This is a genomic window from uncultured Victivallis sp. (assembly GCA_944389935.1).
Taxonomy (GTDB): Bacteria; Verrucomicrobiota; Lentisphaeria; order Victivallales; family Victivallaceae; genus Victivallis.
Genome location: CALXOE010000024.1, coordinates 22,435 through 47,235 on the forward strand (window position 1 = coordinate 22,435; position 24,801 = coordinate 47,235).

The 24,801-nt window shown below is 58.5% G+C and carries 18 protein-coding genes; 5 read left to right on the forward strand and 13 right to left on the reverse strand.

Annotation, left to right across the window (positions count from 1 at the left end):
* Positions 1 to 23 precede the first annotated feature (23 nt).
* The 6 genes from Q0J85_RS08650 to Q0J85_RS08675 form a co-directional block, all read right to left on the reverse strand.
* Positions 24 to 1,376 (reverse strand): deoxyguanosinetriphosphate triphosphohydrolase, encoded by a 1,353-nt coding sequence (locus tag Q0J85_RS08650; RefSeq protein WP_294480404.1) that lies wholly within the window; start codon positions 1,374 to 1,376, stop codon positions 24 to 26.
* A 94-nt stretch (positions 1,377 to 1,470) separates the two neighbouring features.
* Positions 1,471 to 2,601 carry an HlyD family efflux transporter periplasmic adaptor subunit gene (locus tag Q0J85_RS08655; RefSeq protein WP_294480405.1) on the reverse strand — a complete coding sequence of 377 codons (1,131 nt, stop codon included), beginning with the start codon at positions 2,599 to 2,601 and terminating at the stop codon, positions 1,471 to 1,473.
* Positions 2,598 to 4,403: an ABC transporter ATP-binding protein gene (locus Q0J85_RS08660; RefSeq protein ID WP_294480410.1), complete on the reverse strand. Its 1,806-nt coding sequence runs from the start codon at positions 4,401 to 4,403 to the stop codon at positions 2,598 to 2,600. The genes Q0J85_RS08655 and Q0J85_RS08660 overlap by 4 nt, the downstream gene beginning before the upstream one ends.
* Positions 4,404 to 4,567: 164 nt before the next feature.
* On the reverse strand, positions 4,568 to 6,166 hold the full coding sequence (locus tag Q0J85_RS08665) for a DEAD/DEAH box helicase (RefSeq protein WP_294480412.1): 1,599 nt from the start codon (positions 6,164 to 6,166) through the stop codon (positions 4,568 to 4,570).
* Between the two features lie 43 nt (positions 6,167 to 6,209).
* Positions 6,210 to 7,091, reverse strand: a complete 882-nt coding sequence (gene galU, locus Q0J85_RS08670; protein ID WP_294480415.1) for a UTP--glucose-1-phosphate uridylyltransferase GalU — start codon at positions 7,089 to 7,091, stop codon at positions 6,210 to 6,212.
* Positions 7,088 to 8,107 (reverse strand): hypothetical protein, encoded by a 1,020-nt coding sequence (locus Q0J85_RS08675; RefSeq protein ID WP_294480418.1) that lies wholly within the window; start codon positions 8,105 to 8,107, stop codon positions 7,088 to 7,090. The genes galU and Q0J85_RS08675 overlap by 4 nt, the downstream gene beginning before the upstream one ends.
* A gap of 188 nt (positions 8,108 to 8,295) precedes the next feature.
* Between Q0J85_RS08675 and Q0J85_RS08680 the strand changes: the two genes are divergently transcribed.
* Both Q0J85_RS08680 and Q0J85_RS08685 read left to right on the forward strand, forming a co-directional pair.
* Complete coding sequence (locus Q0J85_RS08680; RefSeq protein ID WP_294480421.1) at positions 8,296 to 9,090, forward strand: HAD family hydrolase; 795 nt, start codon at positions 8,296 to 8,298, stop codon at positions 9,088 to 9,090.
* A gap of 18 nt (positions 9,091 to 9,108) precedes the next feature.
* Complete coding sequence (locus Q0J85_RS08685) at positions 9,109 to 10,485, forward strand: MATE family efflux transporter (protein ID WP_294480422.1); 1,377 nt, start codon at positions 9,109 to 9,111, stop codon at positions 10,483 to 10,485.
* On the opposite strand, the gene Q0J85_RS08690 is transcribed toward Q0J85_RS08685, so the two are convergent.
* On the reverse strand, positions 10,436 to 11,266 hold the full coding sequence (locus Q0J85_RS08690; RefSeq protein WP_294480424.1) for an AraC family transcriptional regulator: 831 nt from the start codon (positions 11,264 to 11,266) through the stop codon (positions 10,436 to 10,438). The genes Q0J85_RS08685 and Q0J85_RS08690 overlap by 50 nt on opposite strands.
* Positions 11,267 to 11,361: 95 nt before the next feature.
* Between Q0J85_RS08690 and Q0J85_RS08695 the strand changes: the two genes are divergently transcribed.
* Entirely contained in the window at positions 11,362 to 12,525 is a 1,164-nt protein-coding gene (locus Q0J85_RS08695) for a Gfo/Idh/MocA family oxidoreductase (protein WP_294480427.1), read from the forward strand.
* A gap of 78 nt (positions 12,526 to 12,603) precedes the next feature.
* Here the strand turns inward: Q0J85_RS08695 and Q0J85_RS08700 are convergent, their stop codons facing one another.
* From Q0J85_RS08700 to Q0J85_RS08715, 4 genes are all read right to left on the reverse strand, one after another.
* On the reverse strand, positions 12,604 to 13,209 hold the full coding sequence (locus tag Q0J85_RS08700; RefSeq protein ID WP_294480429.1) for an HdeD family acid-resistance protein: 606 nt from the start codon (positions 13,207 to 13,209) through the stop codon (positions 12,604 to 12,606).
* Positions 13,210 to 13,319: 110 nt separating this feature from the next.
* Positions 13,320 to 17,549: a hypothetical protein gene (locus Q0J85_RS08705; RefSeq protein WP_294480432.1), complete on the reverse strand. Its 4,230-nt coding sequence runs from the start codon at positions 17,547 to 17,549 to the stop codon at positions 13,320 to 13,322.
* Positions 17,546 to 18,190: a prepilin-type N-terminal cleavage/methylation domain-containing protein gene (locus Q0J85_RS08710; protein WP_294480434.1), complete on the reverse strand. Its 645-nt coding sequence runs from the start codon at positions 18,188 to 18,190 to the stop codon at positions 17,546 to 17,548. Before Q0J85_RS08710 ends, Q0J85_RS08705 begins: the two co-directional genes overlap by 4 nt.
* Before the next feature lie 14 nt (positions 18,191 to 18,204).
* Positions 18,205 to 19,302 carry a GntR family transcriptional regulator gene (locus Q0J85_RS08715; RefSeq protein ID WP_294480435.1) on the reverse strand — a complete coding sequence of 366 codons (1,098 nt, stop codon included), beginning with the start codon at positions 19,300 to 19,302 and terminating at the stop codon, positions 18,205 to 18,207.
* Between the two features lie 206 nt (positions 19,303 to 19,508).
* Here Q0J85_RS08715 and Q0J85_RS08720 point away from each other — a divergent pair, with 206 nt between their 5' ends.
* Complete coding sequence (locus Q0J85_RS08720; RefSeq protein ID WP_294480438.1) at positions 19,509 to 20,651, forward strand: iron-containing alcohol dehydrogenase; 1,143 nt, start codon at positions 19,509 to 19,511, stop codon at positions 20,649 to 20,651.
* Positions 20,652 to 20,905: 254 nt separating this feature from the next.
* Here Q0J85_RS08720 and Q0J85_RS08725 read toward each other — a convergent pair whose 3' ends face one another.
* A complete protein-coding gene (locus Q0J85_RS08725; protein WP_294480440.1) occupies positions 20,906 to 22,330 on the reverse strand; it encodes a lipopolysaccharide assembly protein LapB in 1,425 nt (474 codons plus the stop codon).
* A gap of 58 nt (positions 22,331 to 22,388) precedes the next feature.
* Positions 22,389 to 22,550, reverse strand: coding sequence for a hypothetical protein (locus Q0J85_RS08730; RefSeq protein ID WP_294480442.1), 162 nt, complete (start codon positions 22,548 to 22,550; stop codon positions 22,389 to 22,391).
* A 40-nt stretch (positions 22,551 to 22,590) separates the two neighbouring features.
* Here Q0J85_RS08730 and Q0J85_RS08735 point away from each other — a divergent pair, with 40 nt between their 5' ends.
* Positions 22,591 to 23,637 carry a glycoside hydrolase family 130 protein gene (locus Q0J85_RS08735; protein WP_294480445.1) on the forward strand — a complete coding sequence of 349 codons (1,047 nt, stop codon included), beginning with the start codon at positions 22,591 to 22,593 and terminating at the stop codon, positions 23,635 to 23,637.
* Positions 23,638 to 24,801: the final 1,164 nt, after the last annotated feature.

Sequence of the window (24,801 nt, forward strand, 5' to 3'; positions counted from 1 at the left end):
TACGTCTCTTCAACAGACGTGCGTCACAGCGAAATTCCCTTGAGCTTCTGGTAGAGACTGACCGCGTAGGAGTCAGTCATGCCCGAGACGTAGTCGAGCACCCGCAGCAGCCGCAGATAGGAACTGCGCCGCCACTCCGCATCCGCGAGATTCGCCTCCATATCCGGCAGCAGCGCGGACAGCCGCCGGCTGCGGAACGACGCGCGTTTGCCGCCGTCCGCCTCGAGCGCCATCTCATTTACGCACGGGACGAAGATGTCCAGCATACCGGAAACCATCTCGAACCCGGCACCGATCACCTCCGCCACCGCGCGGTGCTGATAAATATCCCGCGTACTGCGCCGTTCGATGCTCCGCAACGGCTCCTGACAGTCGACGTAGGCGAGCAGCGGTTTTTCGAGCGTTCCATTCAACAACTCGTCGTGATGGTCGATGAACACCTGCGTGCATTTCCGAACCAGTTTGCCGATCACCTGCGCACGCAGAAACTCCGCCTTGCGCAGCGGCGAATCGATCGTAGCGACATACTCCGCAGAACGCTCGGAGTCGATGATCTCAAGGAACAGCCGTTCCAGCTCCTGGTAACTCACGAGCCCGAGCCGCTGCCCGTCCTCGAAATCGACAATGCGGTAGGCGATGTCATCCGCCGCCTCGACCAGATACGCGAGCGGATGCCGCTGCCACGCATCCGGACCGACCGGAATCAGCCCCGTGTGTTCGGCCATCTCCCGGAAAAGCGCCTCCTCCGAACGGAAGAAATTGAACTTCTTACCCGCCACGCCGCCGGGTTTCACCGACACACGCGAAGCACACGGATATTTTGCAAAAGCCGCCAGCGTCGCGCAGGTCAGCTGCATGCCGCCGGTCTGGTCGGGCATTTCAAGCCGGGTCAGTACCCGGAATCCCTGTGCGTTGCCTTCGTAAAACTCGAAATCGGCCGCTTCGTACTCATTCATCACGTCCCGCATCGCGCGACCGACCGGAGAGTGCGTAAACCAGTGGCGGATCGCCTCCTCGCCCGCGTGACCGAGCGGCGGATTGCCGATGTCGTGCGCGAGCGCCGCCGCCGCTACCGCCGCGCCGACGTCGCTCGGCTGCGCCTCACCGAGATCGAAATTCTCCCGCAGGAACACTCCCGCCGCGCTGCCGAGCGAACGCCCCACCGAACTCGCCTCGAGACTGTGCGTGAGCCGGGTGCGGACATAGTCGGTCTTAGCCAGCGGAAACACCTGCGTCTTGTCCTGAAGCCGTCGGAACGAACCGGAAAAGACGATCCGGTCGAAATCACGTTGAAACGGCGAACGCGCCTGCGAAATCTCCCCGGGCCGCGAACTGCCGACCCGGTGGGGAGACAAAAGTTTTTTCCATTCCATCATCGTAGCAATCACTCCATGCCGATTCATGAACCTCTCTGGAATATACTCCCGGCACGCCCGATTGCAAGTCTCCAGAACAGAAACGAAACGAAAATCACCCCCCCTGCCCCGCCGGTGGCGACGCTTCACGACGGGCATCCTCCTCCGAGGTCATGTTCAGAATCGTGTAGATCACCGGCTCACGCCCCGTGACAATCGCAAAATCTGCACTGGACCCGAGTTTGAGCGGCCGCCCCTGACTGTCGATCGTAACCTCGACCGGATAGCGCGTCGCATTCGTATCCGGATCCTGAATCGGCGTATCGTAAACCCGGTCCACGCTGCCGTAGAACGACCCGTATTCCAGCCGGTTGAACACGCCGCTGGAGATCCGCACGCTCTGGCCGATGCGCACTTTGCGCACCACCGTCTCGTCGACATAGGCGATTCCCTTGAGCGTCGTCCCCGCCGACATTCGCGCGGCGAGCTCCCCTTTCTGCACGTAAGTCGAGTATTTGCACGGCAGCGTCACGAGACGGCCGTCGCTCGGCGCCACGATCCGGCATTCGCGAATCCGCCGTTCCACGAGCTTCAGCGCCGCCCGGCGGCTTGCGATCTTCGCCTGAACGAGGTCGATGTCGCGCTCCGCCTTTTCGATGTTCCGTTCGCCGACTCCGCTGCGCACCATCTCCAGATTCTCCCGGGCGCGCGCGAGTTCCCCCTGCGCTTTGATGTTTTCGATCTCGGCATCCTCGAACTCGCGCTTTGAAATCGCGTTGTTGGTCGAGAGTTTCAACGACCGGTTCAACCGCGCCTGCGTGCGCTGTGCCTTGTCCGTGCTTTCCCGCAAATTCGTCTCGGCGTACCAGAGCTCTTTCGGCAGCGGATTGGTCCGGAGCGCTTCGAGCTCGGCTTTCTTCACTTCGAGCTCGGCCTCATACTCGCGGATTTCAGACTCGATGCGAACCTGTTCCTCTTCGTACTCAATCGCGTCGACCTGCGCGATGACGTCTCCCTCTTTAACATCATCCCCCTCGTCGAAATTCAGGCGGACCACCCGTCCGTCGAGGTGACTGATGACATCGTAGGTGATCTCCGACGCAATCTTCCCTTTCGCGTAAATCACATCCTCGATCTCAATCAGAAACAGTGAAATGATTCCGCCGATCACCAGCAGCACCAGCGAGAATCCGATGATGGTCAACAATCTGAGCTTTCCCCGCAAACCGCCCTGATGCGTCTTCATTCTTCCGGGTCCTCCTCGAGGCCGAACCGTCCCTCCTCGTAGTTCGGCGAATCGTGTTCATGCTGCTCCTTGAGCTGCATCGCGTAAAGCCGGCGATAAGGACCATCCTGGCAGAGCAGTTCCTCGTGGCGGCCGCGCTGAGCAATATGCCCGTCCTCGAGAACGACAATCAAATCCGCGTTGCGTACCGTCGAGAGCCGATGCGCGATAATGATCGTCGTCCGCCCCGCCATCAATTTATCAAGAGCCTGCTGCACAACGGCTTCCGATATCGTATCGAGCGCACTCGTCGCCTCGTCGAGAATCAGCACGGCGGGATTGTGCAGAACCGTCCGCGCGATCGCCAGACGCTGCTTCTGGCCGCCGGAGAGCGATACGCCGTTCTCGCCGACCTCCGTCCGGAAGCCGAGCGGCAGTTCGCGGATGAATTCGTAGGCGTTCGCCATCTTCGCGGCCTCCACGACCTCCTCGAAACTCGTGTCCTCCTTGCCGTAGCGGATATTCTCCTCGATCGTCCCCGAAAAGAGGAACGACTCCTGCAGCACGATCCCGATATTCCGTCGCAGCGAATCGATCGACAGATCCCGGATGTCCTCGCCGTCGAGCAGAATCCGTCCGCTCGTCACATCGAAGAAACGCATGAGCAGACTCGCGATCGTCGACTTCCCCGATCCGGACGGCCCGACCAGAGCCACTTTCAACCCCGGCTGCACATCAAGTGTGAAATCCTTGAGCACCATACGGTTCGGACTGTAACCAAACGAGACCGACTCGAAAGAGACATGACCCGTTGCGCGGTAGAGGTGTATCGCATGTTCTCGCTCCTTGATCTCCGGAACGAACGACATCAGCGTCAGGAGCCGTTCCGCGCTGACCGCTCCCTCGCTGATCGCCGGAGCGAATCCCGTGAGCTGCACGACCGGCCCGAAAAACATCTGCATGTACGTGTAGAACGCCACAAGTTCGCCGAGCGTCATCCTCCCGCGCGAAACCATGTAGCCGCCGAACCCCAGCACCGCCACCGACGTGTAGATCGAAATCTGATCCATCACGATATTCAGCATGAAGCCGCGCATCGAAAGCGTCAGCGACATGTCGAACGTCGGCTTGAGCCGCTCCATGAAGTTCCGGTTTTCGGAACGTTCCTTGCCGAACGACTTCACAACCTTGATGCCGTTGATGACCTCCGCCAGATTCGCCGAAACCTCCGACATGTGTTCGCGCAGGATCATCGAGCGCGTCCGCAGCACCTTCCGGAACCGCGAAAACACCAGATAAACCACCGGCAGAACCACAAGACAGATCAGCGACAGGGTCGGACTTAAAATCACCAGCATGATCCCGACGAAAATCAGCGCGAAGAGATTCGACGCCACCCCGACGATCACCGTCGAAAACATCGACTGCAGCGCCGCCACGTCGGTCAGAATGTTCGAGATCAGCTTGCCCGTCCGATACTCCTGATAGAAGCGCAGCGAGAGGCTCTGCAGATGCTTGAAGAGCTTCACGCGCAGATCCAGCAGCATCCGGTGAATCGGGTAATAGGTCAGATAGTTGCACGTGTAGAAGAAAAACGCCCGGACCCAGTAGAGCAGCACCACACCTGCCAGCAGGACGTAGAGCAGACTCAGATCCGAACCACCCAGCGCCTTGTCGATGATCACTTTCAGCACCAGAGGCATCAGCAGCCCGAGACAGGTGCAGACAATGTGAAAGACGACGGCGACGCCGAGGAGAGTCTGGTAAGGTTTTACGAAGCGGTACAGTTCTTTGAACTTATGCGTGTTGTCTCCGGTGGACATGATCCGTTTCAGCTCTCAGAAGCCCCCCCCCTGTTGCTTTGAAAATCGGGCCGATCCCCGAACCCCCTGCTCGGAAACCAGCCTCTTTTCCTGTATAAGATACGCCCGCCCGCGAAAAGATCAACCCTTTTTGGATTTTTTTTGCGATTTTCTTGAGCAGAAAATTACCTGCGTCCGCGGGAGGAGGCGCGTCCGCGGGAATCGCCGCCGCGTCCGCCGGAACGGCGTCCCGCCTGACGGGCCGGCTTCGCCCCCGGAATCGGCTCGGGCATCTGCAGCATCTCCTCCGTCGGCAGCGTGCTCGGGAACTGGACTCCGAGCAGCTTCTCGATATCCGGCAGGAAATAGGCGCCGTATTCGCACAGAAAGCTGATCGACTTGCCGGAGTGGCCCGCCCGTCCCGTCCGACCGATGCGGTGAACGTAATCCTCCGCATGCTCCGGCAGATCGTAGTTGATGACCAGCGAAACGTTGTCCACATGGATGCCGCGCGCCGCCACGTCCGTCGCGATCACGATCTTCTCAACTCCGGCCCGGAACTTCTCAAGAATCTTGATCCGCTTATCCTGCGGGATGTCGCCCGACAGCACCGGGACCTCGTAACCGAATCGCGAGAGATCGTACTGCAACCGCAGATTCACGTCCTTGCGATTGCCGAAAATGATGATCCGCTCATACGGCTCGGTGCGCAGAATGTACAGCAGCAGCGCAAGTTTTTCGTCGCGCAGCACCGAATAGAAAGTCTGTTCGATGTTCTCGCTGACCATCTTCTCCGGTTCGCTCTCGTAGATGACCGGCTCGGCCAGCCAGTCGGAAGTGAAGCGCAGAATGTGATCGTCCAGCGTCGCGGAGAAGAGCAGCGTCTGCCGTTTTCCTTTCTTCGGGAGCTGCGCGACGATCCGCTTTACGTCCGGGATGAATCCCATGTCGAGCATGCGGTCCGCCTCGTCGATGACCAGCACCTCCACTTTCGAGAGATCGAGATCCCCGCTGCGCGAATAATCGATCACCCGCCCCGGCGTTCCGATCAGCAGATCGACCACTTTCCCGAGTGAACGGCGCTGCTTCTCGTGATCCATTCCTCCGAACACCACCACATTGTTCAATCCCGTGAAAATCCCGAGCTCCTCGGCATCCTTGTGAATCTGCATCGCCAGTTCCCGGGTCGGCGCGAGAATCAGCGCCCGCGGCTGCCCCGCTTTCCGCTCCCCCGGCAGCGGCTGGTTCAGGAACCGCGTAAAAATCGCCAGCAGAAACGCCGCCGTCTTGCCCGTTCCGGTCTGCGCCTTGCCCGCCAGATCGCGGTTCTCGAGCAGCGCCGGCAGCGCCATCGCCTGAATCGGCGTGCAGTACTCGAATCCCGCGTGCTGAACGCCGAACTGAACATCTTCATGCAGCGGCAGGTCGAGAAAGCGCACTTTCCCCTCCGCCGCCGGAACCTCTTTCAGGGTCGCCGGCCGTTCCGGCCGCGGCGCTTTCGGCGTCTCTGGCGTCTCCACCTGGACGGGCCGCTCGGCCCGCGGACGCTTCGAGGAGCGCTCGCGCTTCGGCTTCTCCGAAACCGCTGAACGTTCCGCGGAGTTCTTCGACTTCTCCCCCCGCGAACGCTCTTTTGACTTCTCCCGCTCTCTCCGGGGAGAGGCATCCTTTGCCGGACGGTTTTTCTTCTTCTCCTCCGACTTCGGTTCAATCTTGACTACGACCTTGTGCTGCTCATCAACGCCGAGCAGCGCCTTCAACGCTTTTTTCAACTTCTTAAGCATAACCAGAAACTCCATTCGTCGCCCGGCATGAACATTCCGTTCCTCACAATCCCCGGGCGATCTCTTTCAGAAACGCGGCGAATGCTTCCCGGAATTCGGGGCGCCGCAGCCCGAATTCGACGGTTCCGGTCAGGAACCCGAGTTTGCTGCCCAGATCGTACCGTTTCCCCGCGATCCGCAGCCCGTACATCGCCCGTTCCGCAAGCAGCAGCCGCATGGCATCGGTCAACTGAATCTCATTGCCTTTCCCGCGGGGCGTCCGGGCGAGCGCAGCGAAGATATCCGGCGTAAAGACATAGCGCGAGGCGATCGCCAGATTGCTCGGAGCCTCTTCCGGAGCGGGCTTTTCGATCCATCCCCTGACCTTGTAGAGCGCCTCGCCGGCCTGTTCCCCGTCCATCACGCCGTAGCGGCTGATCCGCTCCATCGGAACCGGTTCCAGCGCCGTCACCGGCGACTCCACCTCGGCGTAAGCCGCCGCAAGCTGCCCCGTGACCGTCACATCCGTCGAGGAGTCCAGCACCGTATCGCCGAGCAGCACCGCGAACGGATCATCTCCCACGAACGACTTCGCGCAGAGCACCGCGTCACCGAGCCCGTTGAGCTCCTGCTGATAGATGTAATGAATGTCCGCCAGAGAGCTGATCGCACGCAGCTCTTCAAGCAACGCCGTTTTGCCGGTCTCCTCCAGCCGCCGCTCGAGATCGCCAGTCCGGTTGAAGTGATCCTGAATCGCATTCTTGCCGCTGCTCGTGACGATCAGAATCTGATCGATTCCGGCGGCGACCGCCTCCTCCACAACGTATTGAATCACCGGCTTGTCCACAAGCGGCACAAGCTCTTTCGGAACGGCCTTTGTGAACGGAAGAAACCGGGTGCCGAATCCGGCCGCGGGAATGACCGCCTTGCGAATCTGCTTTTTCATCGCACGAACCCCGTATTCACAATCTCCGGCTTGATGACATTGATCTCCTCGTGCTTGAGCACGCGCTGAAGTTCCCGGAACATCGCTTCGTTCTCATACGTGCCGATGATCGCACCGCCGGAACCCGTGAATTTCGCCGAAGCCCCGACCGATCGGGCCAGCTCGACCATGCGCCGGTTCTTGGCGCTGACCGCGTTCGGGCAGACCTCGCAGCGCAGATCGAAGTTCCGGTTGAGCAGAGCCGGAATCTCCGAAAACGCATGCCGCTCCAACGCAGTTTTCACCGCGCAGGTCAGATTTCCCCACTCCTCCATCGCCGCCAGCACCCGCGGAACTCCCGCCTCATAGTCCTCCCGCAGCCGGCTGTGCAGCACTTCGGATCCCTCCGCAAGATCGGTCCGGTAAGCGACATACAAATTCAGCTCTTTCGGAATCTCGATCGGCAGATAGCGTCCGATCCCGTTCGCCGCCATGAACTCCCGGTCGAAATCCATATAGACCGGCGTATTGTACGCCTGGGCGACCCGGTCCTGAAGACCGGCCGGAATCCCGAGCTCATCGCGTTCGGTCGCAAGCACCACGTTCGCCAGAATCGCCGGAGAAAGCTTCACATGATAGAACTCCATCATCGCCCGCATCGCCGCCGTGATGATCGCCGACGACCCCGCTAATCCCAGACGGTTCGGAATCGTGCTCGAATAGCGAATCGTGAAATTCTTCTTTTCGAGCTGAATCCGCTCCCGGTGACAGAAATCGCCGAACGTCTTTACAGCCGCTTTCAGCAGCCGGATTCCGCCGTAGTACCCGTACTGACTGACATCGGCGCACAGCGCGTCGATGCAGGAAAACACATTGTGATCGCGCTTCGCCGGCATCAGTTCCAGCTCCGGCGTCTCGTACAGCTCCACCGAGGCCTGATAGTTGCGGAACACGAATGCAATCGTCCTGCCGTGGTAGCCGTCTGAAGGATTCCCCACCAGCGCGGCCCGGGGAAATGCTATGGTTCTAATGATCATTTTTCCTGTCCCGTCAATCTTGCAGACTATTCCGATATCCCGTTAATATACCGTCCAACTCCCGTTTTTTCAATCCCTTATCCCCCGATTTCCCGGAAATGCCTTTTTTTCATTCCGCCACCTTGAAAATATCGGTTCCCGGGATATATTTAATAAATAAGATTTATAAATCATGAGGAGAAGCAGAGATGATCAGGCTGGTTGCGGCGGATATGGATGGAACGCTGCTGAACAGCGCGGGAAAACTTCCGGCGGTCTATCCGGAGGCGATCCGCCGACTCACGGGACACGGGGTCTGTTTCGCCGTGGCCAGCGGGAGACAGTATTTCAATCTGCTCGCTCACTTCGGAGCGCTCCGGGAACAGATCTTCTTTCTGAGTGAAAACGGTGCGCGGGTCACCCTCCGCGGCGTCGATCTTTTTCTGGATTCGATTCCGTTTGCAGATCTGAAAGCTCCGCTCCAGGCGATCCGCTCTCTCCCGGGAGTCGATCCGGTCCTGTGCGGTGCGAAGAGCGCGCTCATCGAAAGCGACGACCCGCTCCTCGTAGAAAATACGGCGAAATATTACGCCCGGTACGAGATCGTCCCGGACGTCCTCGAGGCGGCGGAGTCGGATCGGATCTGCAAACTGGCGGTTTTCGACCGGAACGGCGCGGAGCATCACAGTTACGCGCAGCTGCAATCATTCCGGGAGCGGTTCACCGTAACTCTCTCGGGGAAAGAGTGGACCGACCTCATGAATCCGGGCGTGAACAAAGGCCTCGGACTTGCGAAGATTCAGGAACATCTCGGGATCTCGCCGCACGAGACCATGGCGTTCGGCGACTATCTGAACGACTGCCCGATGATGGCCCGGGCGGAGTGGAGCTGTGCGGTCGCCAACGCCCACCCGGATTTGAAGAAGATCTGCCGGTTCGAGACGCTCTCGAACGATGAAAACGGCGTATTCGCCGCTTTGAAACAACAATTTTCCTTTCTCTGACTCCTGGACAGGTGCACGATGATTTGCGACATGACAACCGGAACTCCGGCCGGGCAGATCGCCCGATTTTCCCTCCCGCTGCTGATCGGAAACATACTCCAGCAGTTTTATTTCATGGCCGACATGGCGATCGTGAGCCGGACCATCAGCCCGGCGGCGATGGCGGCGGTCGGCGCCACCGGAGCGATCACATTTCTCATTTTCGGCTTCTACTTCGGGCTTACGAACGGTTTCGCGGTCATCACGGCACAGCGGTTCGGGGCTCAGGATTTCGAGGGGGTCCGCCGTTCGGTTGCGATCTCCCTCCTGCTCGGCCTGGCCGCGACCGCCGCGGGGATGCTCCTCTCGCTGCCGACGGCAAACTGGCTCCTGCAGCTGATGCGGACTCCGGAAGACATCCACGAACAGGCGACGATCTATCTCATCGCCCTCTGCTGGGGGACGGGAGCGACGGTATTCTACAATCTGCTTTCGTGCTTCATCCGGGCACTCGGCGACAGCTGGACTCCGCTCTGGTTTCTCGCGTTCGCAACGGTGCTGAATATCGGACTGGACTTTCTTTTCATCCTGACATTCGGAATGGGAATTGCGGGAGCGGCCTGGGCGACGGTCGCCTCACAGGCGATCTCCGCATTGCTCTGTCTCGGATACATGTACCGCTACTTTCCGATGCTGCGTCCGAAGTGGAGCGACTGGAAATGGGACACGCAGTGGGCGTGGCGGCATCTGCGGGTCGCCCTGCCGATGGCGCTGCAGTTCTCCATCACGGCGATCGGTGTCATGGTCATGCAGCAGCAGATCAACGTCTTCGGCACGGTGACGGTCGCGGCGTTCACGGTCGGCGCCCGGATCGAGCAGCTCGCGGTCCAGCCGATGTTCACGATCGGCATCGCGATCGCGACTTTCTCGGCTCAGAATTTCGGCGCGGGCAGGACCGACCGCATCCGGCAGGGAGTGAATCAGGCGACGATGATTTCGGTCGCCTGGTGTATTCTGAGCGGAATTGCCCTGATTGTATTCAGCCGTGCTCTGGTCGGCATCTTCCTCGATACAGACGCCATGCCGGTCGAAACGGAGCGGGCACAATATTACATCAACATGGTCTCCTCGCTCTTCATCGTGCTTGGACAGCTCTTCATCTACCGGAACGTTCTGCAGGGAATCGGGCGTTCGTTCTTCCCGCTGCTGGCGGGAGCGGTGGAACTGGTCGTGCGCATCGTCGCCTCGCTGACCCTCGCGCCGCTCTTCGGTTACGCGGGGGCGTTCTGGGCGACGCCCGCTGCGTGGATCGGAGCGACGCTGCTGCTGGCGGTGGCCTACTTCCGGGTATTGCGCAGCCGCGAATTCAGCCGCGCCGGCGGTACCGGCTCGGACTTACGCCGGTCCGCTCCTTGAAACAGCTGGAAAAACTGTACTGATCGGAAAAGCCCAGCATGGCGGCGATCTCCTTGATCGATTTGCGCGAAAAGCCCAGCAGCCGGCGGGCGATCTCGATCCGCCGCTGCATCAGATATTCGTAGGGAGAGCAGCCGAACGCTTCGCGAAACCGCCGGATCAGATGAGCCTGGGAGTAACCGATCTTGCGGCAGGACTCATTCAACCGGAAGCGGCTTCCGATGCTTTCATCGATGGCTCTCTTGAGTTCCATGGCCTCGGGCCGCGCCGAACAGGTCCGCTCAAGCAGAATTTCCGAACACGCTTCCGCAAACTGGTGAAAAATCACCGCCGCACGCCGGTGAAGCCCGGGAGCCGTGTATCCGAGTCCCATCATCTCTTCAAAATAGGGTCGCAACTGGGGGACATCGTTGATCTGGTACACATCCGAAAGGCCGTAACAGGCGATGAGGGTATCCGCAAGCGCACCGTCCACAATGAAGAACAGCTTGTGCCACAGATCGATCGGATCGGTCCGGTAGCTGTGGCTGCTGCGATGGTGCAGAAAATAGATGCTCTCCGGACCGCACTCAAACCGGTGGCCGTCACTCTCGAGCACGCCGCGCCCGCTTACGACATACTCGACCGTGCAGAACTCGTAATCAATGTGTTCAAACGCGCATTCCGGGGTTGTCGCAATGCCCCATCCGGCATGGTTCAACCGGAACGGAAAAGGCTCGAGGCGTGCTGTTCGATCGGCGAAGTTGTTCAAGATTTCACATCCTTTTTTGATTTTCCACATCGAATTTATGCAAAAAAAAACGATCCCGTATTGAAAATATCGATAAGTTAACGCATAATAAACGCAGATGCAAATCAACAGGAGCAACAACCACAATGAAAACGGTAAAAATCGGAATCATCGGAACCGGCGGACGCGGAGGCCACGCCTGCAACGCACATCGTCCGGAGGAGGGATGGGAGGTCGTGATGGGAGCGGACATCTCTCCCGTCGCCCGCAGGGAATTCACGGAAAAATTCCCCGACGCAACCGCGGTGGAGGATTACCGGGAACTGCTCGCAAATCCGGAACTCAAGGTCGTGTTCATCATGGCGCCGGACTTCCTGCACGAGGAGATGGCTGTCGCCGCGCTCGAAGCGGGCAAGGCGGTCTATCTCGAAAAACCGATGGCGATCTCGATCGAAGGGTGTGACCGCATTCTCGAAACCGCCATGAGAACCGGCTCGAAACTCTTTGTCGGCCACAATATGCGCTATTTTCCGTCCATTCTGAAGATGAAAGAGGTCATCGACTCCGGCCTGATCGGCGAAGTGCAGGCCGGCTGGTGCCGACACTTCATCAACTACGGCGGCGACGCCTACTTCCGCGACTGGCACTCCGAACAGAAGAACACCTGCGGACTTCTGCTGCAGAAAGGCGCCCATGACATCGACGTGATGCACTGGCTCATGGGCTCGCACACGAAGCGCGTGGTCGGCATGGGGATGCTCTCGGTCTACGATCGCTGCGCGCGCCGTTCGCCGGACGAGCCCGGCTGCGCGAAGTGGTCTGACGAACATTATCCGCCGCTGGAACAGACCGGCTTCTCCCCGGTGATCGACGTCGAGGATCACAACATGATTCTCATGCAGCTTGAAAACGGCACCCAGGCGGTCTACATGCAGTGCCATTACACGCCGGACGCCGAACGCAATTATACATTCATCGGGACGAAAGGGCGGGTCGAGAACATCGGAGACAGCGGAGATTGCCGGATTCACGTCTGGACGCGCCGCGGCCCGCGGGAAACCCCGGATATCATCTACCACCTGAAGCCGGGAAGCGGCACTCACGGCGGTTCCGACCCGATGATCATCAGCAATTTCCTCGCATTTGTGCGCGACGGAGTCCCGACCAACGCAACGCCGCTGGCGGCCCGCGATGCGGTCGCCGCCGGGGTGCTCGGCCACAAATCGATGCGTAACGGCAACATGCCGCAGGAGGTCCCGCCGCTCCCGCCGGAAATCGTGCGCTATTTTGAGAACGGTCAGAAACGATAATTCACAACCGGACAGACAGAGAAAAGGGGCGGGAAGTTCCAAACGACTCCCGCCCCCTTTTTCTTTCCTGCGGATAACTTATTCCGCGCCGAGGTCCGGCGGGAGCGGATTCTCCTGCGCCAGAGTCCGGGTGATCCGGCGGAAGCGGAGCGCCACACCGAGCGTGACGAGCCCGTAGAAGATCAGGAAGAACGCAAACAGGAAATTGAAAAATTCCACCGCCGCAATCGGAGTTGCCGCGATCAGAATTCCGAAGATCAGCGTCACGACTCCATTCACCACGACAAGCCAGCGGAAACCCGGTGTATGAATCCGATCGACCGCTGCGCCGATGAGAAGTTCAACCGCATGAATGACGAACCAGACGGCAAGCACGAAAAGCAGCCAGGCGGCTCCGGCAAGCGGCTCGATGACCAGCACCAGTCCGGCCAGAAACCAGAAGAGCGAATAAAGCGCAAACCCGATCTTGAATCTCCGGTTCAGCGCCATCAGGGCGAACCCCTGCACGCCGCAGCCGAGCAGCATCACCCCGAGCAGCAATGCAAACGCGATGAGTGCGGAACCGTAATGTACCATGAAAAACAGCCCGAGCAGAATCGAGATGATCGATTGAACGAGCATGAATTTCCAGGAATGTCCGGCCAGAAGATTGGTCGCCAGATAAAAATGCGGCTGCGGTCTCATAGATTTGCCTCCTCTTTCCATGCAGAATCTCTTCTATTTAATATAGACCCGTTTCCGCAAAGTGCAAATTCCGGCCGACGCCGCTGCCGGGAAAGCGTCGGCCGAAATCGTCAATACGGTTTCATCCAGGGGTCATCGAGGCCGTCGAGCCGCCACTCGATCCACTTGAGATCGGGGATCTCCATCACGAGTTCGCGTCCGCGGAACTCCTCCGGAATCTCCAGATCCATGCGGAACGACGAGACCCCTTTCGTCTCGGGATACTCCGGCGGAATCGTAAAGACCCGGTGCGCGGCGACGCGCCCGTCCGGAGCGGTCAAGCGGATCGCGAGCGGCTCCCCGGCCCGGACGTTGTTTCCCCATTTCCAGCGCCAGTCGACCGCGAGCGCACCGGATTTCGGAGCGGTGATGCGGAACCGCAACGGCACGCCGACCGAACTGCGCGTGCCGAACCGGCGCTGCGTATTGATCCGATACGGATTCGGGCTCGAGAGACCGCCCCAGCAGTCGTTCAGGAAACTCACTTCCGCCGTAACCGGCTTCCCGTCCGGAGATGCGACTGCAATGCGACGATGTTCCGCAGGCAGATTCCCGTAGACGGTTTCCGCCGCCAGTTCCCGGCCGTCGGAGGAGAAGAGTTTCACCTCGATCCGGTCGTCGATGCGCTTGTACTGCCAGTAACGGAAACTGCGGACCCGGTAAAGATCGAGCACGGCTTTGCCGTCGGCTCCGGGCGCAAGCTCGATCCGGAACGGCTCGTCGCGGCTGATCTGCATGCGGCCGGTCAGGCGCACCAGGTCGCTGTAACGATCCGGCGTCTCCGGATTCTCCGCAATCCCGAAGCGCTTCATGGCGGCGAGATAGGGCAGCGTCCACGCCAGGGAGTTGTCGCGGCCGATAACCGAGGCCATGCGCCACAGCAGCGGATCTCCGTCGCCGCGTTCGAGATACGGCAGAAACGCCGGATCGTTCAGCAACGTCGCGGTCTGCGCTCCGGTGAACATCACCATCGCGCCGCGTCCCTCGTCGGCGGATCCGGAACGGGTGGGAGCGAGACGCCGATCCTCCGGCATCGGTTCAAGCTGTTTCCGGTTGCGGGCGAGAAACTCCGCGGCTTCGGTTCTGAGCCGGTCGAGATACTTCCGATCGCCCGTCACCTGATAAAGTTTGAAAAGCGCCTCATGCGCGATTCCACCGTAGTAGCTGGCGGGATCGGAAGCACCGCCGACGTCGTACTGTCGTTCAAAAGCGGCCTTGAATTCCGGATTGCCGGAAAGTTCATAAAGTTCCGCAAGATGATAGATCATACGGTGGCGTTCGCGCCCGCCACGGTATTTGATCGAGGATTTCTGCACAAGCACGGCCGCGGAAGAGAGCGCGCTCTCGAGCGAACGCCGGTCACCGGTCAGCAGATAGTGCCAGACCACGCCGGTCCCCCAGTAGTGACCCGTGTGAAAATTGTAGGTCAAATTGCTCCAGGAGTTGTGCGGATGCACGGCCGTCGTCCCGCGCCTGATATGACACTGATCGACGTCGCGCATGTGAATGCTGTGACGAACTGCCAGATCGTAATCGCGCAGGTCGCCGGTCGAGAGATAGCGGGTCCAGAGATTCCGGACGCCGGAGGTCTCGTGATTGCGGTAATAGTTCCTCGTCCCGAGATCGCCCGCGTCGGCGAATCCGAACATTCCGGAGAGCGACTCGGCACCGCGGGTGGCATCGAAGACATCATCGATCGACCTGGCGGTCTTCGGGAACGAACGGCGCATCTCCTCCGCGGTCAGGAAGTCGCCGAAGACGCCGCTGCGGCGCACCCAGTCGGGATCGGCCTGCAGCGCAACCGTGCCCGGCGCCGGGAGCGTTCCGGCGTCTCCATACCAGATCCGCATCGTCGCGGAGAGACCGGAAGCGACGTCGAGCGGATTGACTCCGCGATCCGGCCAGAGGTAGATCCGCGCCGCTCCGGGCTGAAACCCGAATCCGCAGGGAATCCGCTCCAGAGGATTTGCCAGCCGGAAAGCGTCGCCGCCGCTCGTGAAACCGTCCGGCATGAAATCGAGTCGCGCGGGAGCGCCCTCCGCCGTATAGAGCAGATTCTCAATGCGAAACTCCCCGGTCCTTGCAAGACGGGTCACGGTCTGGAACAGATCATAGTTTTTTCCGCCGAGCTGTGCGGTATCACCCGCTGGAAGCTGCAGGAACATCGACCGGACGAGGCGGTAGAGCGGATCGTTTTCCGTAAAGTTGTTTTCAAATGAGCAGTCGATCTCCAGATACGGCTGATTGCGGAATGCCGAAATGCGCAACTCCCACGCGAAAAACGCCTCCCCCCGCAGCAGGATGATGCAGCGTTCAGGACCATTCTCCTCGATTTCCACCAGAGAAGCGGGGGAACGGTGGATCTTACCGTCCGGGGTGCACACCGCGAAAAACGCCTCTCCTCCGGCGAGAAACGACGGGGAGTCCGGAGTCAGAACGAACTTCCTCGCACCCGTATCGATCACAATCCGCCCCTGCTCCCGACGCGCGAGGCCGGGGCCGTCCGGCCGACGCGAAACCCCTTTGCCGTACCGGAGCCGGAAACGGTCACCATCCTCCGGAGAAACCTGAAAATCCACGCCGAGCGAAATCACGCTGCCGTCGAGCGGCCGACGCGCGAGGGCGACAAACTGCGCCGGAATCTCGCGCCCATCCGCATCGACGAGCTGAACTCCGGAGAGATCGAAGAGTTCTCCCGCTGGAAACGGCACGCCGCCGCGCACGGGAGTCCGGCCGTTCTTTCCGTCCGTTCCGGCGACACGCAGCGGGACTTCGCCGGATTTCCGATTTTCCGGAATCTTCATGCCGGGGTAGCGCTCCAGCGAAACCGTCTCACGGATTTTGAAGTGAAAACGAGAACCGCGCACGGGGTTGAACGCGCGCGGTTTTTCCGTATCCTGTTCGAGCTGAACAGCATCGATTCTAACTGGAACTTCTCCGGTATTGCGGACTGCGACCCGGTAGACATTGAATTCCGTCGGCGACATTTTTCCGCTCAGCGGACAGGAGAGGGAAAATCGCTGCCATTGCGCCGCGGTTTCGACGGTCGAACGGCGTACCGGCGCGCTGAGCGCGCCGTGATGATCCATGACCGCGTTCTGGAGTGTCAGCTCGAGAGTGCCGGGTTCGTCGCTCTCGGCGTAGAGGGAGAAGACCGCCCCCTTTCCTCGCTGGTCATGGCCGTACCAGGTGAAAAAGCCGCCCGGCTCGATGAGCAGCGAGCGGCGCCCGTGATACGCCTTGTTGTCATATCGGAACTTTTCTCCGTTCTTCTCCGGAAAGTAGTCGCCCCAGAGATTGTAGTTGCTCTCGGGTTTCACCGCCTCCTCGAAGCTCGGGTCAGGCAGAATATTCACCACCTCTCTCGCGTTGTCGAGTCCGGTCAGATCGATCGAAACGAACGTCTGCGGCTGTTCCATAGTGAGAGCGAGCCCCTCGAACTGCGCCAGATCCTGAAACGGTGCGAACTTCTCGAGCGGAACCGAAACCCGGCGCCGCCCGGTCTTATCGGTCGCGGCAGGATCGACCTCCACGCTGCGGTTGGATTTTCCGAAGCTCAGGAAATCGATCCGGAACTTCGCCGGCTCCGTCACCTCGATGACCAGCCGCGCCTGATCCGGCGTCGACCCGGAGAGCATCAGCGCTTTTCCGTCGGCGGGCGACAGCGTGATCCGGCCGGAGGTGGCGACGGCCAGCCCGGATTTCCCGATTTCAGCAATGGTTCCGGGAGAGGCGCTCCAGCGCCAGAAAAGCGGTTTGCGCTCCCGGCGCATCACGTTCCCGGTGCCGGTGCTCCAGCCGTTCGACTCTGTCGCCTCCTCCAGCCGGAAGTTGCGGAACTCCGCTTCGGCCGTGTTGTTGTATCCGAGCGCGCACTCGACGACAATCCCCATCGCGGCCGCGTCGGCGGGAATGTCCAGCGTGACGCTGTACGAAGCCCAGTCCGTCGCGGCTTTACCCGGGATGCGGGCGGAACGGTAGACGCTTTTTCCGTCGCGTTTTTTGTAATTCAATGAGATTCCGACGGTTCCGGCGCGGCTGGCTGCAAGCTGCCGGATCTCGGCGGAAAAGACGATCCGTTTCCCGAGATACGGCGCCAGACTCCTGCCGACAAACCGCTGTTCGAGGAAATTGTTGAACTTCCCTTTCGCGCTGTCTTTCAAATGCAGCACACCGTCCTTGAATTCGTTCGTCTCAAAGACAACGCCACGGTTGACACCGCTGACTTTCAAACCCGTCGGATCGAACGCCGTCGCGGCACAGGCCGCCAGACAGAGACAGAAGATTGCGAACCGGCTCATTCGGTTTCCCCCCAGAAGTAGCGTGCCTCCGGATCGGTCGTCGCAGCCGTGATGAGCCGCGCCACATCGTTCCGCCCCTCCACATGCCAGTCGAGCATCAAAGCATTGATCGAATTGCTGTGCCGCAGCGAACCGTACAGAATATGACTGCGCTGCGCCGTAACTCCGTAGTCGATCCGGATCGGCGTCTCATCGCCGGGATTTCCGACGGCGGTATCGACCATCACCATCGTCCGGGACGGATGCCGCGTGAAATTCTGCCGCTTGCCGCCGGGAATGTGATTCAACGCATAACTCGACGGGATCCAGGAGGTGTCGCCCTCCTTCTGATAGGGGTCCTGGTCGGAGGGGCATCTCAGGATTTTCTTCGCAAGCTGCTTGTCGAGCGTATTGGAGAGAAACAGTTGTCCGCGGTTGGTTTTGGTCCACATGCCGCCGTTGGAGTAAGTCTTCACCATGAGGCCGTCGTGATGGTCGGCATACGCGAGCAGAATCATCCCCATCTGCTTGAGATTGTTCTTGCAGCTCGTGTTCTTCGCGCGTTCCCGCGCCTGGTTCAGAGCCGGCAGCAGCATCGACGCGAGGATCGCAATGATCGCGATCACCACCAGGAGCTCAATGAGCGTGAATGAGCGTTTCATCTCTCTCTCCTATTTTACAGTGAGTTACGCTTCAAAATTCCGACCGGCAGCAGTTCCCGTTTCAAAGCGGGAGCTTCTCCGTTGATACATTTGATGAGCAGCTCGACCGCCAGGCGTCCGAGCTCAAAGGAATCGACTTTGACCGTCGTGATCTCCGGTTCCGTCATGGCGGAAAATGCGAAACCGCCAAATCCGGCGACAGCGAAATCGTCGGGAACGCGGTATCCGCAGCGGGTCAGACTCTGCAGAACTTTCGCCGCCGCGTAGTCGCACGAACAGAGAATCGTCCCACCGATGTGTCCCGGCGTGAGCCACGGCTTGAGCACCCGGTGGATCAACGGATGGTGATCGCAGCGATAACCGTTCAGACCCGCAAAATTGTCGAATGAGATGTTCTGCCCGTAATTCAGATAATCCGCCTCAATGCCGGCCTCCGCGGCGGCGGCGCGGAAACACTCGAATCTCCAACGGTGAGTCGATTGCAGATCGTGGTAGAGAAAAGCGACCGGCCCGCCCCGCTTTTTCGCTTTTTCCAGCAGCAGCAGGAATCCCTCTTTCGCATCGGGGGCGACCGTCGGCAGCTCGGTTTCATTCGGGTTGCCGTCGACGAGCACCAGATTCGGGCTGATCTGCCGGAAAAAATCGAGACTCTCGAAATAGTTCTGATAACTCGCGTCGATCAGAAGTCCATCGAACTTCAGTTTGCGAAACTGCTCGAGCGCCTCCCCGGGGGTCTGGATGTTGCGGCTGAAGATCTGGAACTCGAGCTCGTGATCCCGCGTCGCCGCTTCCGTCGAATAGATGATGTCCGTGTAATAACTGTCGGTCACGTCGTACCGCAGCGCCCGGCTCGAGTGGTTCACCAGACAGAGCGCGTTGTGCATGAATCCGCAGCCGCGCGCCTTGATGAACGTCCCTTTCCCCTGGCAGCTTACGAGGATGTTCTCCTCGATCATCAGCCGGATCGCCTTGCGCACCGAAGTCCGGGAGACGCCGAGCTTTTCGCACAGCAGATTCTCCGAATAGATCGCGTCGCCGATCTTCAACTCTCCGTTTGCGATCCTCTCTTTCAGGTAGTTCACTACCTGCTCGTATACCTTGTCTCCGGGCATCGTCCTGACTTGTATCTTGTTATTTTATTTTTTAGATACATATATTATGACATAAAAGGCAAAAAGAAATAAGTTCCATTTGCATTTTTTTTGAAAAAAAATCGCATTCTCCTCGCAATTAGGAAAGAACTGCGTTTCAGGTCTTGAAAAGAACGGAACATGCCATATAGTATCTCAACCACACAACAGGCAGGAGAACGAGGATCATGAAACCTTTCGTCAACCACATTCCGACCAGACTCTATTTCGGAGCCGGCCAGCTCGGCATGCTCGGCACGCTGCCGATGCCGGGGAAACGCGCGCTCGTGGTCATCACCAGCGGCAAGTCGATGCGCAGCACCGGCACGCTCGACCGGGTCATCAAACTCCTCGCGCACAATCACGTCTCCGCCGCGGTCTACGACAACGTGCAACCCAATCCGACCCGCGAACAAGTCATGGCGGGTGCCGAGTTCGCCAAACGCGAACAGTGCGATTTCGTCATCGGACTCGGCGGCGGCAGCCCGATCGACGCCGCCAAGGCGATCGCGATCATGGCCGCGAATCCGGGAGACTACTGGGATTACGTCTCGGGCGGTACGGGCAGAGCGCAGCCGATTCCGAATCCCGCGCTGCCGATCATCGCGATCACCACGACCGCCGGAACGGGGACGGAAATCGATCCGTGGAGCGTGATAACAAACGGCAATGAGAAGATCGGATTCGGTTGCGACATGACTTTTCCGAAGATCTCGATCGTCGACCCGGAACTCATGCTGACACTCCCGCCGCAGTTGACGGCGTTCCAGGGGTTTGACGCATTTTTCCACGCAGCGGAGTGTTTCCTCGCAAACTGCGCGACGCCGATCAGCAACCTTTACTGTCTCAAGAGCGTCGAACTGCTCTGCAAATCCCTGCCGCGTGCCGTGCGCGACGGCGAGGATCTCGCGGCAAGGACCGACGTCGCATTGGCAAATACGCTCTCCGGCATGGCGGAGTCGACCTCAAGCTGCACTTCGGAGCATTCGCTCGCGCATGCGATCGGCGGATTTCATCCGAACATCCCGCACGGGGCGGCACTCATCATGATCTCAAAGGCCTGGTTTAAATTCTACGCGCTGCGCGCCCCGAAACAGTTCGCCGCGCTGGCGAAAGCCGCGGGTCAGAGCGACTTCCTCGGCGCGCTCGATAAACTTCAGCGGGACTGCGGGGTCGACGAGCTCAAAATGTCCGACTACGGCATGACACGCGACGAACTTCCCGCGATCAACGACAACGCCTGGGAAACCATGGGCGGACTCTTTGAATTCGACCGGGTGAAAATGGATCGCGAAGAGTCGCTCTCGATTCTCGAGGACTCTTTCCGCTGAACACGGAGTTGCTCCTCCAAACAGGAGAATCCACCCGCCAGCCGGATACCCTCTTCAAGATCAGGCAATGCGCCATCAACACCGGACCGGGGATCGGCATGCGGTGTTTCTCAAAGAGTGACCGCTGCGCCGTCTCCGGAGTCACAACCCGGAGACGCGGCGCAGAAAGTCCGAACTCCCGCTCGTGCCGAAAAAAACAGCGGCCTGCCCTCCCCCGATCCCGGAGAGAACAGGCCGCACAGGCCCAATCCGTTCTACTTCGCCGGCTCAGCCGGTGTCGCTTCGGCGGCGTTGCCGCCCTCGAGCATGGCGATCTTCTCCTTGACGTCACGGAAGCGCGGCTCAAGTTCATACAACTCCTTGTAGTATTCGAGCGCACGTGCGTTGTCGCCGGTTTTCTCCATGATGCGGGCGAGAGAATAAGCGGTTGTCAGACGATCCTTGTCGAGCCGCGGGATGATCGAAAGAACGGTCTCGAGTTCATCTTCGGCCTGTTTGTATTTTCCCTGCTGCTCGTAGCAGTCCGCCAGCGCGATGCGCGACATGACCTCGCACCGCGCCGACTTGCGGGAGATCATGAACTGTTCGATGGCCAGATCGTACTCGCCGCGCTCGTACCGGAGTTTCCCGAGATCGTAGACCAGACCGATGTCGTTCGGATAATGCTCGATACGGCTCAGAGCGTGATCGAGTTTGAGCTGTTCGCACTCAGCTTCCAGTTCGGCGATCCGCGCGGCGGGATCAGCCAGATCTTTCGGCGGACGCCGCTTGATCTGGGCGATCTCCTTTTTGAGCTTGCCGAGCTCGGCCTCTTCGAGGTTCTTGTCAAGCTGCGGATCGTAGGCGGTCGATGCCGCGATCACCCGGTTGATCTCCTCGATCGCCTTGTCAAATTCCCCCATGATAATGTAAGCGGAGGCCAGTTTGCGGCGAACATCCATCGATTCCCCCATGGCAAGCACTTTCTGAAGCTCGTTCACAACCAGCTTCGCCTGTGCGGCGTCGTGGATCGTATTTTCCAGCAGCTGAAGAATCGCGGCGGATTTACTGCCGATCGCATTGGAACCGGCTCCCTGCTCCACCGACGCCATGGCGACGGTCTTGGCCTGTTCACGCTGTTTGGCGTCGATGTTGATCGCCTGGCGATAGGCGTCCTGAATCTCCTTGTTGTCCGGGTTGTTGGTTGCCAGCGCCGTCAGCCGCTTGAGCGCCTCGCCCGCCTGACCCGCATTCTGGAGGTAAGTGGCCATCTGGAGGACAAAATGGTAATCGTTCGGGCGGAGTTCCGAAGCCCGTTCCATCGCCTCGGCCGAAATGAACGGAGCCCCGGCCTTGTCGGCCGCTTCCGCCAGAAGCTGAAGAACCGGAATGTTATCCAGCGTCTTGGCCAGGGTATCTTCGCACAGCGCCATCGCCTGCAGGGGACTCGTGCGGATCAATCCCTTGATCTTCCCGGTCGGACTGCCGAGCCGGGCGAAAAAACGCCCCACAGGAGAGACGCTCATCACTTTTTTGCGCTCAAGATCGCGCAGTTTCATGCGGGCTTCAACGAAAGCAGGCTCCTGGTTCAGAAGATCCTTGAGGGCGAGCAGCCGTTCAGATTCTTTCATGATCCGCAAGGCCTTGTGATAGTCCTCGCGAAGTTCCGGGGTTACGTTGGCAACGGTCTTTCTTTGCATAGCTCATCCTTGCAGCGCTCCGGCGGGCAGCAACTGCCGCTCCGGAAAAACACGCTCCTTATGATATTTGAATTGTTCCATCGATTTCATTTAGGAACTTACTACCGAAATCGTTAATTGTCAAGTCCTGCACCGCCTCTAAATTCAACTTTTGCCCCCCATTTTCCTCCTCTCCCCGGAAAATTCCGTTTTCTTTCACGGAAAACTCCACTTCCGCCATTGCATTTTTCCCCGGGAGGGATATAGTATTGAAAATCGTTATGAAACGGTTTCATCACAAAAACCTCTTCCAGAAGAAAGGAGCCGCGAAAATGGCGCTGGTCCGCTGTGCATCCAACCCGATTCTGTCGGCACGGGATATTCCGTTCGACGCCTCGTTGATCTTCAATGCCGGAGTCTGCAAATTCAACGGAAAATATGTGATGGTGTTCCGCAATGATGTCGGCTTTTCTCCGACTGGATGGACGAAGACTTACACAAATCTCGGAATCGCCTGGAGCGACGACGGTATAAAGTGGAGCGTTCAGACCGAACCGTGGAAAGTTGCCGCGGAAATCATTGAATCCGATCCGGAAATCGTCCGCTTCTACGATCCGCGTCTGACGGTGGTTGACGGCCGCTGCTACCTCTGTTTCGCGGTGGACACCCGGCACGGGGTGCGCGGCGGCATCGCCGTGACGGATGACTTCGACAACTTTGAAGTGCTTTCGATGTCGGCGCCGGACAACCGCAACATGGTGCTTTTTCCGGAGAAAATCGACGGCATGTTCCTGCGGCTTGAGCGCCCGTTTCCGGAGTACAGTCGCGGTTACCAGGAGAAATTCGACATCTGGTCGTCGAAGTCGCCGGACTGCCGCTTCTGGGGGGAGACCCGTCTCGTCCTCGGGATGGAGGACGTTCCCTACGCAAATGCCAAGATCGGTCCAGCTGCACCGCCGGTCAAAACCGACCGGGGATGGCTCTGCATTTTTCACGCCACATACAAGGACAAAAACCGCAATCTTTTCGGCTGGGAAACCGCGAACAATCCGAAGGCGACGTGGAACAAGGAGTACTTTGCCGGCCTCATGCTGCTTGATCTCGACGATCCGCAGACAGTCATCGGCCTTGCTCCCGAGCCGCTCATTCGGGCGACAGAAAAATATGAGCTTGAGGGGTTTCGCGGCAGCGTGATCTTCCCCGGCGGCATGATTCTCGAAGATGACGGGGAAGTGAAAATCTACTACGGTGCGGCCGACACGGTCGAATGCCTTGCCACAGCCCATGTCGACGATCTGCTCGCGATGATCAAACCGTTCCGCCGCTGATTGTTCCGCGGGAGCGACGACCGGCCGGGGAATTCGTTCCGCCGGCCGGTCTGCGTTTTGCGGAATCACTCTGTCCGCATCAGGGAATCGGCGGCCTGACCCCGGCGGATCGTTTTTTTGAAATCGAAACGACGGTGAAACGGCAGCTCGCCGGGAAAATTGCTGACAATACTCTCGAACTTGCCTTGGAAGGCCATGTTCGCAAACCGTTTATGATGGTTGGTCGCGTCGGGGATTCCTGTGTGTCGATTCCGGAGGGGAAGAGATAATTCGCAGAGTTGGCAGGAAAAAGCGCATGGGAACGCCGGGAAGAAGAGTGTTCACACAGTTATCCGGAAGCAAAGAATACATCAGGCTTTTTCGTGACGGCAGCAAATTGCATTCATCGGTGGCTTATTCCCGCATTCACTCCGTCCTCCGGACGGTTCCGGCGCTTCCGGATCGCCTTTCCTTGAAAGCCGATCCTCCAGCGTCGGTCAATTTGATTCATGATTCAGAAATTCTGATTTGCAATCAGAATTTTCCATGCTATCTTACTCTTATTGACAGAATATGATGCATTGTTGCATCATATTGACTGTCAATTTATTAACATGGAGAAAAGTGTCACCTGTTTTTTACTGAAAAACAGAACCATTTATTCCCGCACATGACACTGGACAATAACAAGCACGGAAGTAATGTAAGCCGCTATGTGGATGTACGGCCATTTATTGGGGAATAAATTCCAAATGAGGCATGTTTTTCCAATATTTATATTCATATTTTTACCTCCGTTTATAGGAAGCCTTTTCGTCTTTCTTTCTCATCATGGTACTAAGCTTCCTGAAGTGTTAGTATATCCGTTGGGAACAGATTCACTGTTTTATGCGCAGGGTACGACAATATTTCACGCTGTTATAATTAGCCTACTATATTTATTGATCGGAACTTTGATGTATTTGGGTTATAAATGTATTTTAGGGATTATTCATAGAATGAAGTATAAAAAATAGAAATATCAAAAAATATTGTCAGTTTTTTTGCAAACAGAAAGTATATGATGAAAAAGACTTAAGCTTATTCTAGCGATATTTATTGTCGTAGTATTATTTCATATTGGGGAGGAGATATGGGAGTGGTAGGCCAAATTTATGTTCATTGGCATTTGCGAAATTTTGTTTT